An 11352-nucleotide genomic window follows, 5' to 3' on the forward strand; every position below is an offset into this window, starting at 1 on the left:
CCCGCGAACCCATCACCACCGCCTCACCCGTACGGCCCCGCCCCACCGGTCTCGTCATCGTCGTCCTCGCCCCGCACGACCCGATGTCGCGCGGGCAGCTGCGCCGGATGGCCGAGCTGGCCCGGGACCAGGGGCACGAGGTGCGCTGGGAGGAGGCGCGCGGCGGGCCCGCGGCGCCGGTGGCCACGATCGGCGGCCTCGCGGGCCCGCTCCGCCGGGCGCACCGGATCGTGATCGGCGACCCGTTCTCGCGCTACGTCCAGCTGCTGCTGACGATCACCCGGGCCCGCGAGCTGGTCGTGGTCGACGACGGCACGGCCACCATGGAATTCGTCGCCCAACTCGCGCGAGGCGAAAGCCTCGTACGGTGGCACCGGCGCGGCAGCCGAGGGGCGCGCGATCTCCTCTTCGCGCCGGTCTCTGCTTCAGCGCGCCGGATGCTGACGCCCAACGATCGCCGGAGCGTAGAGGTGTTCACCTCCTTCACTTCCCTCCCGGTCGAACCGCCACCCGGCGTACAGGTCAGGGCCAACGACTTCGCCTGGACGCGCTCCGCCTTCGGCCCGCCCAGGATCTCCCGCGGCACGGACCTCGTGGGAACGTCCCTGGTCGAGACGGGTGTCGTGGATCCCGGGCACTACCTGGAGGCCGTCGCGGCGCTGGCCCGCGCGCACGGCGCCACGCGCTACTTCGCCCACCGCCGCGAGAGCGCGGACAAGCTGCGCCGCATAGCGGACCGCACGGGGCTGGAAGTCGTCCGCCCCGAACTCCCGCTGGAGATCGTCGCTCGCCGGGGGCCCGTCGGCCGCACCGTCCTCAGCTTCCCCTCGACCGTCGTGCACACCCTGCCGCTGGCCCTCGCGGGCACCGGGATCACCGTCGCGGTCTGCGACATCGACCCCGTATGGCTCACGGAGCACGCCTCGCCGCGGGCCGGGGGCTTCCTGTCCGAGGTGACGGACACGGCCCGGGATGTGCGGCGACTTCCGGCCAGCCCGCTGAGCGCTCCCTGAGCCGTAAAGACTGGTCATACCCCTCAGATGCGCCATCCATGCGGCTGAACTTTTCTTGATCGGGGGGCAGTTGCCGGGGTAGGGGCTCTACTCTTCCCTGCGTGAACCATCTGATGCCTTGCGACGCCGGGACTGCCACTTCTCAGGGGACGGGCGAGGGGGTGCTCGCCGGTACGCTCCCGCCGGGGCTGCGCGATGAACTCATCGCCTTCCGGCGGGATTTGCACATGCACCCCGAGCTGGGCAACCGGGAGTTCCGGACCACGGCGGCGGTCAAGGCGAGACTGCAGCGGGCCGGGCTCTCCCCGCGCACGCTGTCCACGGGCACTGGGCTGTTCTGCGACATCGGCCGGGAGCCGGGGGTGCCCGCCCGGCCGATGCTGGCGATCCGCGCCGATCTCGACGCGCTGCCCATCCCGGACACCAAGACGGTCCCCTACCGCTCGACCGTCCCCAGGATGGCCCACGCCTGCGGGCACGACGTCCACACCACCGCGGTCCTCGGCGCCGGCCTGGTCCTCGCCGACCTCGCCGAGCAGGGCCGGCTGCCGAACCCCGTCCGGGTGATCTTCCAGCCCGCCGAGGAGGTGCTGCCCGGCGGCGCCCTGGATGCCATCGAGTGCGGGGCCCTGGAGGGCGTCGGCAAGATCATCGCGGTGCACTGCGACCCCAAGGTCGAGGTCGGCCGCATCGGGCTGCGGGCCGGACCCATCACCTCCGCGTGCGACCGGCTGGAGGTCACCCTCGGCGGCCCCGGCGGCCACACCGCCCGCCCGCACTTCACCACCGACCTGGTGACCGCCGCCGCGCGGATCGCCATCGACGTGCCCGCGGTGCTGGCGCGCCGGGTCGACGCCCGCTCGGGTCTCTCGCTGACCTGGGGCCGGATGGAGACGGGCCACGCGCCCAACGTCATCCCGCAGCACGCCGAGCTCTCCGGCACCGTCCGCTGCCTCGACCTGCACGCCTGGCGGGACGCCCCCGACCTGGTGCACGCCGCGATCGACGAGGTGGCGGCCCTCCACCGGGCCAAGTCGGAGATCAACTACGTCCGCGGCGTGCCGCCGGTGGTCAACGACGCCGACATCGCGGAGCTGCTGCGGCGCGCGATGACCGCCCGCCGTGGCCCCGGCTCCGTGGAGGACACCGAGCAGAGCCTGGGCGGCGAGGACTTCTCCTGGTATCTGGAGCACGTGCCGGGGGCGATGGCCCGGCTGGGCGTCCGCCCTGTGGGTGATACGACCCGCCGCGACCTGCATTGTGGCGATTTCGACGTCGATGAGGGTTCCATCACCGCCGGAGTGGAACTCTTCACCGCCGCGGCATTGCTGGACGCACAGCGGATTTAGCTGTAGCAAGCACCCGATTTGAGGGAGCGTCGAAGGGCACTGTCGAAGGGCACTGCTGAAGGGCTCTGAAGAGGCGTTGGGGCGGACCTATTGCTTGCACATTGGCGTGCATATTGCCTTCGCCGCTGCCGGACCGGGCGCGGATCAAGCGTCGCAGGTCACGTTGTACGTAAAACCTGGCCGATTGGGGCCAGATCACGTTGTACGTAAAACCTATCCGGGCCCCGGACGGCCGATCCCAGGCGGGACTGGGCCGGATGTGTCTATCAAGGACGCAATCGGGTCAATAGTGGTTCGCCTCGATCCGATAACGGCTTTGTTCTACCCCTTTTCCCTCCATCTACGCGCGTTACGATTCCGGCGACCAGCGCCAATGGAGGCGCTTCGAGTGAAGGGGCCTCTCGTGCGCCGGGTATCCACCATCGCTGTCGCGGGCATCAGCACCGCGGCTCTCGCATTCACCCTCACCGCCTGTGGTGAGTCCTCCACCGAGTCCGGTGGCGGCAGCGGCGGCAAGGGCGTCGGTCTCGCCTTCGACGTCGGCGGCCGTGACGACCACTCCTTCAACGAGTCCGCCGCTCGCGGCCTGGACAAGGCCGAGAAGGAACTGGGCATCAAGAGCAAGATGATGACCGCCAAGAACGGCGAGACCGAGGCCGAGCGCGAGCAGCGCCTCAGCTCCCTGGCGGAGGCGGGCTACAACCCGGTCATCGGCGTCGGCTTCAACTACGCGAAGTCCCTGGAGAAGGTCGCCAAGGACTTCCCGAAGACCAACTTCGCGATCGTCGACTCGGTCGTCCCGGGTGCCAACGTCGACAGCATCACCTTCGGTGAGCACGAGGGCTCCTACCTCGCGGGTGTCGCCGCCGCCCTGAAGTCCAAGACCGGCAAGGTCGGCTTCATCGGTGGTGTGGACAACGAGCTGATCAAGAAGTTCCAGGCGGGCTTCGAGCAGGGCGCGAAGGAGACCAACTCGAAGATCGAGGTCAGCTCCGAGTACCTCGGCAGCACCGACAAGGGCTTCAACGACCCGGCCTCCGCCAAGGAAAAGGCCAAGGGCATGCTCGACCGCGGCATCGACGTGATCTACACGGCGGCCGGCCTCTCCGGCAACGGCTCCATCGAGGCCGTCGCGAGCAAGAACGACGCCTGGGCCATCGGTGTCGACTCCGACCAGTACCAGCAGCCGGGCCTGGACAAGTACAAGGACCACATCCTCACCTCGGTGGTGAAGAACGTGGACGTGGCGGTCTTCGACATGATCAAGAGCGTCAAGGACGGCAAGCCGCTGACCGGCCAGCACCAGTACCTGCTCAAGGACGGCGGCGTCTCGCTGGCCACCTCGGGCGGCTTCATCGACGACATCAAGGCCAAGGTCGAGGAAGCGAAGAAGAACATCGTGGACGGCAAGGTCAAGGTCAAGTCCACCCCGTGACCTCCCGCCGGTCCCCGACCGGCACCTCCCGGCCGGTCCGCGCGACCGGCCGGACCCGCACGGCCTCGGGCCCGGCGCGAGAGAGGACCTCTCCGCCGGGCCCGTACGACGCCCCCGGCCCCCGGCCGGGGGCACTGCGGCCAACGCTACGCGCGTAGCGTCGCATTGACGCGTGTAGCGTCGCCCCCGCCCGTCGGAGCTTCCTCCGGTCCCCGCCCGGACCGCTCCGCTTCTTCCTCCCGCTCCCTTCCCCGAGGAGAGTGCGCCATCAAAGCGTCCACCAGTACCGAAGCCGAAGGTACGCAGGCCCCCGCAGTAGAACTCGAGGGCATCACCAAGCGGTTCCCCGGCGTCGTGGCCAACCACGACATCCACCTCACGGTCCGCCGCGGCACCGTCCACGCCCTCTGCGGCGAGAACGGCGCCGGCAAGTCGACCCTGATGAAGATCCTCTACGGCATGCAGAAGCCGGACGAGGGCACCATCACCCTCGACGGCGAGCAGGTCACCCTGCACAGCCCGAGCGACGCCATCGCGCGCGGCATCGGCATGGTGCACCAGCACTTCATGCTCGCCGATAACCTCACCGTCCTGGAGAACGTCGTCCTGGGCGCCGAGAAGCTGCACGGCATCGGCGGCAAGGCCCGCGCGAAGATCAAGGAGATCTCCGACGCGTACGGCCTGGCCGTCCGCCCCGACGCCCTCGTGGAGGACCTCGGCGTCGCCGACCGCCAGCGCGTGGAGATCCTCAAGGTCCTCTACCGCGGTGCCCGCACGCTGATCCTCGACGAGCCGACCGCCGTCCTGGTCCCGCAGGAGGTCGACGCGCTCTTCGGCAACCTGCGCGAGCTCAAGTCCGAGGGCCTCACGGTCATCTTCATCTCGCACAAGCTCGGCGAGGTGCTGTCCGTCGCCGACGACATCACCGTCATCCGGCGCGGCACCACCGTCGGCACCGCGGTCCCCAGCGAGACCACCCCCAAGCAGCTCGCCGAGCTGATGGTCGGCAGCGAGCTGCCCTCGCCGGAGACCCGCGAGTCGACGGTCACCGACACCGAGATGCTGAAGGTGGACGGCCTGCACCTGTCGGCGACCGACCCCGACGGCGTGGTCCGCGCGGTCCTCGACGGCATCTCCCTGACCATCCACAAGGGCGAGGTCCTCGGCATCGCCGGTGTGGAGGGCAACGGCCAGGCGGAGCTCGTCGAGGCCATCATGGGCATGCGCGACCCCGACGGCGGCACGATCGTCCTCGACGGCACCGACATCAGCCACACGCCGACCCGCAAGCGGCGCGAGGGCGGCATCGGCTACGTCCCCGAGGACCGCCACCGGCACGGCCTGCTGCTGGAAGCCCCGCTGTGGGAGAACCGCATCCTCGGCCACGTCACCGAGAAGCCCAACAGCAAGCGCGGCATCCTCGACAACAAGGCCGCCCGCACCGACACCGAGCGCATCGTGCGCGAGTACGACGTGCGCACGCCCGGCATCGAGGTCACCGCGGCCTCCCTGTCCGGCGGCAACCAGCAGAAGCTGATCGTCGGCCGCGAGATGAGCCACGCCCCCAAGCTCCTCATCGCCGCGCACCCCACCCGGGGCGTGGACGTCGGCGCGCAGGCGCAGATCTGGGACCAGATCCGCGAGGCGCGCCGCGAGGGCCTGGCGGTGCTGCTGATCTCCGCCGACCTGGACGAGCTGATCGGGCTCTCCGACACCCTGCGGGTGATGTTCCGCGGCCGCCTGGTCGCCGACGCCGACCCCGCCACGATCACCCCGGAGGAGTTGGGCTCGGCCATGACCGGCGCCGCAACCGGCCACCTCGAACACACCGAGGACGACGAGAACGCCTCCGGCGGCGAGACCGCCGAGGGCGAGCAGACCGCTGCCGACGAGACCGCGGGGGAGGGTGACGAGAAGTGAAGAAGCTCGACAAGAACAAGATCATTCTGGGCATCGCCGCCCCGCTCCTGGCCATCGTCGCCGCCCTGGTGATCACGTCGATCATCATCGCGGCCACCGGCAAGGACCCGTTCCACGCCTACGAGGTGATGGTCAACTTCGGCTCCAAGGCCGACAGCCAGGTCTGGATCATCAACAAGGCCACCCCGTACTACCTGTCCGCGCTGGCCGTCGCCATCGGCTTCCGGATGAACCTCTTCAACATCGGCGTCGACGGCCAGTACCGCATCGCGGCCTTCTTCGCCGCCGCCGTCGGCGGCGCGCTCGCGCTGCCCGGCATCATCCAGATCCCGGTCATCATCATCGTCGCGATGCTGGTGGGCGCCCTCTGGGCGGGCATCGCCGGTCTGCTGAAGACCACCCGCGGCGTCAGCGAGGTGATCAGCACGATCATGCTGAACGCCATCGGCGCCTCGGTCATCGCCTACTTCCTGAAGGACGGCCGGCTCGCGGTGAAGGAGGGCAACCTCGTCCACACGCCCTACCTGCCCGACTCGGCGCACTTCTTCGAGATCCCGACCACGCCCAAGCCGATCTACGGCTTCGTGATCGTCGCGGTGCTGGCCGGCATCGCCTACTGGTTCGTCCTCGGCCGCACCCGCTTCGGCTTCGACCTGCGCACCGTGGGCCAGTCCGAGTCCGCCGCGCAGGCCTCCGGCGTGAGCGTCAAGCGCATGGTGATCACCGCCATGCTGCTCTCCGGCGCCATGGCCGGCCTCGTCGGCATGCCGACCCTGCTCGGCGTCTCGTACAACTACGGCACCGACTTCCCCGCCGGCATCGGCTTCACCGGCATCGCCATCGCGCTCCTGGGCCGCAACCACCCCATCGGCATGGTGGCCGGCGCCCTGCTCTGGGGCTTCCTGGACCGCACCGGCACCCAGCTGGAGTTCGAGGGCTACGCCCAGGAGATCGTCGGAGTGATCCAGGGCGTCATCGTCCTGTGCGTCGTCATCGCCTATGAGCTCGTGCGCCGGTACGGCCTCAAGATGCAGCAGCGCAAGGTCGGCGAGGAGCTCGCCGCCCAGGCCCGTAAGAGCGACAAGGCGGAGGTTTCCGCGTGAGTACGACCTTCACCGCCGCCCTCGCCGAGCGACTGAGCGGCAAGAACAACGCCGGCAAGGGGCGCAGGCTCTCCTACCCGGTCGTCCTGCTGATCATCGCGGGCGCCCTGCTCCTGCTCTCCGCCCTGCGGATGATCACGGACGCCAACGACCTGACCTCCTCCGGCCAGTACAGCTCCGCCCTGGCCGCCGCCGTGCCGATCGGCCTCGCCGGCCTCGGCGGGCTGTGGGCCGAGCGCGCGGGCGTCGTCAACATCGGCCTCGAAGGCATGATGATGCTCGGCACCTTCTGCGCCGGCTGGATGGGCTGGCAGCACGGCCCGTGGGTCGCGGCGCTCGCAGGCGTCATCGGCGGCGCGGTCGGCGGCCTCGTGCACGCGATCGCCACCGTCACCTTCGGCGTCGACCAGATCATCTCCGGTGTGGCCATGAACATCCTGGCCCTCGGCGTCACGCAGTACTTCGCCAAGCTGCTGTTCGGCGCGGAGGGCAGCGCGGCCCAGCAGGCGGGCGGCAACGACAAGCAGTCGCCCGTCATGCCGGACATGCCGAACTTCTCGGTCCCGGGCCTGTCCGACTGGCTCGGCGACCTGGAGAAGCACCACTGGTTCCTCGTCTCCGACCTCGCCGGCATCGTCCGCGGCCTGGTCACCGACGTCTCGTGGCTGACGATCGTCGCCCTGCTGCTCTTCGCCGGCACCTTCTACGTGCTGTGGCGCTCCGCCTTCGGCCTGCGCCTGCGCTCCTGCGGCGAGAGCCCGGTGGCCGCCGAGTCCCTCGGCGTGAACGTCTACACGTACAAGTACGCGGCCGTGGTCGTCTCCGGTGCCCTCGCGGGCCTCGGCGGCGCCTTCCTCGCCATCGGCACGCACATGTACTCCGACGGCCAGACCGCCGGCCGCGGCTACATCGGTCTCGCGACCATGATCTCCGGCAACTGGCGGCCGGGCGGCGTGGCCATGAGCGCCGGCCTGTTCGGCTTCATGGACAGCCTCCAGCTGCGCTCCGGCGGCCCGACCGTCCACGCGCTGCTGCTGCTCCTGGCCGTGCTGCTGATCGGCTTCGCCGCCTGGCGCCTGCGCGGTGCCAAGCGCACGGCCGCGATCGCCGCCGGTGCGATCGGCATCCTGCTGGTCGTCTGGTACGCGCTGACCAAGACCGTGCCGCTGGAGCTGGTCGTCGCGACGCCGTACGTGGCCACCCTGCTGGTGCTGTCGGTGTCCTCGCAGCGGCTGCGGATGCCCAAGGCGAACGGCAAGCCCTACCGGAAGGGCCAAGGAAAGTGACCTCTTCCCCCAACTGGGAGGAGCTGCGCGGGCAGGCCCGGGACGCGATGTCCCGGGCCTATGCCCCGTACTCCGGCTTCCCCGTCGGCGCGGCGGCCCTCGTGGACGACGGCCGCACCGTGACCGGCTGCAACGTGGAGAACGCGGCGTACGGCGTCGCCCTGTGCGCCGAGTGCGGGCTGGTCTCGGAGCTCGTCGCCGGGCGCGACCCCGAGGGGCCGCGGCCCCGGCTGCTGGCCTTCACCTGCTGCGACCGGCACGGCAACGTGCTCATGCCCTGCGGCCGCTGCCGTCAGCTGCTGTGGGAGCACGGCGGCCCCGAGCTCGCCGTCGACACGACGACCGGCATCCGCCCGCTGGCGGAGCTCCTGCCGGATGCGTTTGGGCCCGCTGACCTGAATCGATAAAGATGTCCCTAAGCGCCGGAGGGGTTGCTGCTTGCAGCCCCTCCGGGTCACTTTCCGGCCCCGGGAAGACTGAGGACGCACGAACTTAAGGAAAATGTGCTGATGGACGCCATTTCCGTGATCCGCGCCAAGCGCGACCGCGGTCGTCTGACCGACGAGCAGATCGACTGGATCATCGACGCGTACACGCGCGGTGAGGTCGCCGACGAGCAGATGTCCGCGCTCGCGATGGCCATCCTGCTCAACGGCATGGACCGTGCGGAGATCGCCCGCTGGACCGCCGCGATGATCAAGTCGGGCGAGCGCATGGACTTCTCCTCGCTGCCCGTGCCGACCTCGGACAAGCACTCCACGGGCGGCGTCGGCGACAAGATCACGCTGCCGCTGGCGCCCCTCGTCGCCGCGTGCGGCGCGGCCGTCCCGCAGCTGTCCGGCCGCGGCCTCGGCCACACCGGCGGCACGCTGGACAAGCTGGAGTCGATCCCGGGCTGGCGCGCGCTGCTCTCCAACGACGAGATGATGGACGTCCTGCGCAACGTGGGCTCCGTCATCTGCGCCGCGGGCGACGGCCTCGCCCCGGCCGACAAGAAGCTCTACGCGCTCCGCGACGTGACCGGCACGGTCGAGGCGATCCCGCTGATCGCCTCCTCCATCATGTCGAAGAAGATCGCCGAGGGTACGGGCTCGCTCGTCCTGGACGTGAAGGTCGGCTCCGGCGCCTTCATGAAGAACATCGACGACGCGCGCGAGCTGGCGTCCACGATGGTCGGCCTCGGCACGGACCACGGCGTCAAGACCGTGGCCCTCCTGACGGACATGTCCACCCCGCTCGGCCTCACCGCGGGCAACGCCCTCGAGGTCCGCGAGTCCGTCGAGGTCCTCGCCGGCGGCGGCCCCGCCGACGTCGTCGAGCTGACCATCGCGCTCGCCCGCGAGATGCTCGACGCGGCCGGCATCAAGGACGCCGACCCGGCCAAGGCGCTGCGCGACGGCACCGCCATGGACCACTGGCGCCGCATGATCCAGGCCCAGGGCGGCGACCCGGACGCGGCCCTGCCGGTCGCCCGCGAGCAGCACGTCGTGACCGCGACCGCCTCCGGCGTCCTCACCAAGCTCGACGCCTACGCCGTCGGCGTCTCCGCCTGGCGCCTGGGCGCGGGCCGCGCGCGCAAGGAGGACCCGGTGCAGTTCGGCGCGGGCATCGAGATGCACGCCAAGCCGGGCGAGAAGGTCACCGAGGGCCAGCCCCTGATGACCCTGCACACGGACACCCCGGAGAAGTTCGACTACGCGCTGAAGGCCCTGGAGGGCGGCGTGGAGATCGCCCCGGAGGGCACGGACTTCACGGCGAACCCGATCGTGCTGGACCGGATCGCGTAACGCCGCGCGCAGCGCACTCCGTGAACGGGGCCGGCGGACCTCCGCCGGCCCCGTTCGCATGTCAGTGCGGTACATCGCTGCCCCGCCCGGCGTGCTTTTCCGCCGGGGCGGCCCCGCGCAGGAAGTCCACCAGGTCGTCCAGGGCGAGGCCGCAGTACGCGGCCCGGTGGACGGCTGCCAGCAGCAGGTGGGCGGTGATCCTCTGGTTCCACTCGTCGCCGAGCCATTCACCCGGCTTCTCGACGCCCGCGTCGTTGAGCAGCACCCCGTGCTTCGCGGCCACTTCGGCCACGACGCTCGCGATGGCGTGGAACTGTGTCAGCGCCTCGCGGCGGCCGGTGACGCCCGGGTAGTAGCCCCAGGTCTTGTCCGAGTACGTGAAGCCGGCCGGGGGATCGGCCGCGAGCCCGGCGAAGTACTCGGCCTTCTTCCGGGGCCAGTTGTCGTGGAGCAGGGCCACGTCGTGAAGAGTCATAGGGCGATCGTGGCGCCGGGGTCTGACAATCGACCCGCCGGAACGGCCCTGATGTCAACGTCGCGCAAAATGGTTCACCCTTGAGGGTGGCTGGAGGTGCGCGGGCCTCGGCGCCCCGCCCCTGCCAGGCCTGGGCATGGTGCAGCAGGCTCCTACCGCGCACCGCGCACCGCGCACCGCGCACATGCCGAAGGGGCCGCCCCCGCCGGGACAGGCGGTGGGGGCGGCCCCTTCGGCAGCGGGTCCGGGCTATGCCCGGAGTGCCGCCTCGCGGCGGCGCTCCACCAGCGCCCGCCGCGTCGCGTACAGCGTGATCGCCGCCGCGCCCACCATCGCCAGCAGGCCCAGCACCACCGTGCCGTCCCAGCCGCCCGCCCCGTAGGCGAGCGCGCCGAGCGTGCCGCCGAGCGAGGAGCCCAGGTAGTACGCCGTCTGGTAGAGGGCCGAGGCCTGGGCCCGGCCCGTCTTCGCGGCGCGGCTGACCGAGGACGACGCCACCGCGTGCCCCGCGAAGAAGCCCGCCGTGATGAGGACCAGCCCCGCCAGGACCGCGAGCAGCGACGACGACAGCGACAGCAGCAGGCCCAGCGCCGTCGTGCCGACCGCCAGGTACAGCGCCCCGCGGCGGCCCAGCCGGCCGACCAGCTTGCCGGCCGCGGCCGACGACGCGGTGCCCACCAGGTAGATCAGGAAGACCGAGCCCACGACGCCCTGCGGCAGCGAGAACGGCGCCTCCGCCAGCCGGTAGCCGATCACCGTGTACACCGCGCCGAAGACCGTCATGAACAGCGCGCCGATCGCGTACAGGCGCCGCAGCAGCGGATCGGACAGGTGCCCCGCCACCGTACGGGCCAGCCGCTTCGGCGACACCGCCGCCGCCTTGAAGTGCCGCGCCCTCGGGATCAGCACCCGGAACGCCACCGCACACACCACCGCCAGCGCGCCCACCGCGGCCAGGCCCGCCCGCCAGCCCCACGCCTGGGC

At 70.8% G+C, this 11352-nt stretch carries 10 protein-coding genes; 8 read left to right on the forward strand and 2 right to left on the reverse strand.

All coding sequences use genetic code 11. The annotated features are described in order from the left end of the window. From ACSNOH_RS29155 to ACSNOH_RS29190, 8 genes are all read left to right on the forward strand, one after another. On the forward strand, nt 1-1013 hold a 1013-nt coding region (locus tag ACSNOH_RS29155; protein ID WP_436724436.1), incomplete at its 5' end, for a hypothetical protein. A gap of 113 nt (nt 1014-1126) precedes the next feature. Next, on the forward strand, nt 1127-2362 hold the full coding sequence (locus tag ACSNOH_RS29160) for an amidohydrolase (protein WP_436724444.1): 1236 nt from the start codon (nt 1127-1129) through the stop codon (nt 2360-2362). A gap of 403 nt (nt 2363-2765) precedes the next feature. Further along, on the forward strand, nt 2766-3797 hold the full coding sequence (locus ACSNOH_RS29165) for a BMP family lipoprotein (protein WP_436724437.1): 1032 nt from the start codon (nt 2766-2768) through the stop codon (nt 3795-3797). A gap of 267 nt (nt 3798-4064) precedes the next feature. Then, nucleotides 4065-5717: an ABC transporter ATP-binding protein gene (locus ACSNOH_RS29170; RefSeq protein ID WP_436724445.1), complete on the forward strand. Its 1653-nt coding sequence runs from the start codon at nt 4065-4067 to the stop codon at nt 5715-5717. Next, the gene (locus ACSNOH_RS29175) at nt 5714-6820 is read left to right on the forward strand and encodes an ABC transporter permease (protein ID WP_436724438.1); all 1107 of its coding nucleotides are present in this window, start codon (nt 5714-5716) and stop codon (nt 6818-6820) included. Before ACSNOH_RS29170 ends, ACSNOH_RS29175 begins: the two co-directional genes overlap by 4 nt. Beyond that, nucleotides 6817-8106 (forward strand): ABC transporter permease, encoded by a 1290-nt coding sequence (locus ACSNOH_RS29180; protein WP_436724439.1) that lies wholly within the window; start codon nt 6817-6819, stop codon nt 8104-8106. Before ACSNOH_RS29175 ends, ACSNOH_RS29180 begins: the two co-directional genes overlap by 4 nt. Then, entirely contained in the window at nt 8103-8513 is a 411-nt protein-coding gene (locus ACSNOH_RS29185; RefSeq protein WP_436724440.1) for a cytidine deaminase, read from the forward strand. The genes ACSNOH_RS29180 and ACSNOH_RS29185 overlap by 4 nt, the downstream gene beginning before the upstream one ends. A 96-nt stretch (nt 8514-8609) precedes the next feature. Then, a complete protein-coding gene (locus ACSNOH_RS29190) occupies nt 8610-9893 on the forward strand; it encodes a thymidine phosphorylase (protein WP_436724441.1) in 1284 nt (427 codons plus the stop codon). A 61-nt stretch (nt 9894-9954) separates the two neighbouring features. Here the strand turns inward: ACSNOH_RS29190 and ACSNOH_RS29195 are convergent, their stop codons facing one another. Continuing rightward, nucleotides 9955-10368: a hypothetical protein gene (locus tag ACSNOH_RS29195; RefSeq protein WP_436724442.1), complete on the reverse strand. Its 414-nt coding sequence runs from the start codon at nt 10366-10368 to the stop codon at nt 9955-9957. A gap of 249 nt (nt 10369-10617) precedes the next feature. Next, a partial coding sequence (locus ACSNOH_RS29200) for an MFS transporter (protein ID WP_436724443.1) occupies nt 10618-11352 on the reverse strand: 735 nt, incomplete at its 5' end.

Source organism: Streptomyces sp. URMC 127 (assembly GCF_051386535.1).
Classification (GTDB): Bacteria; Actinomycetota; Actinomycetes; order Streptomycetales; family Streptomycetaceae; genus Streptomyces.

Excerpts from the sequence above, each read along its gene's own strand:
- ACSNOH_RS29160 (WP_436724444.1), top strand. The coding sequence starts at position 1,127 with ATGCCTTGCGACGCCGGGACTGCCACTTCTCAGGGGACGGGCGAGGGG.
- ACSNOH_RS29195 (WP_436724442.1), bottom strand. The coding sequence starts at position 10,368 with ATGACTCTTCACGACGTGGCCCTGCTCCACGACAACTGGCCCCGGAAG.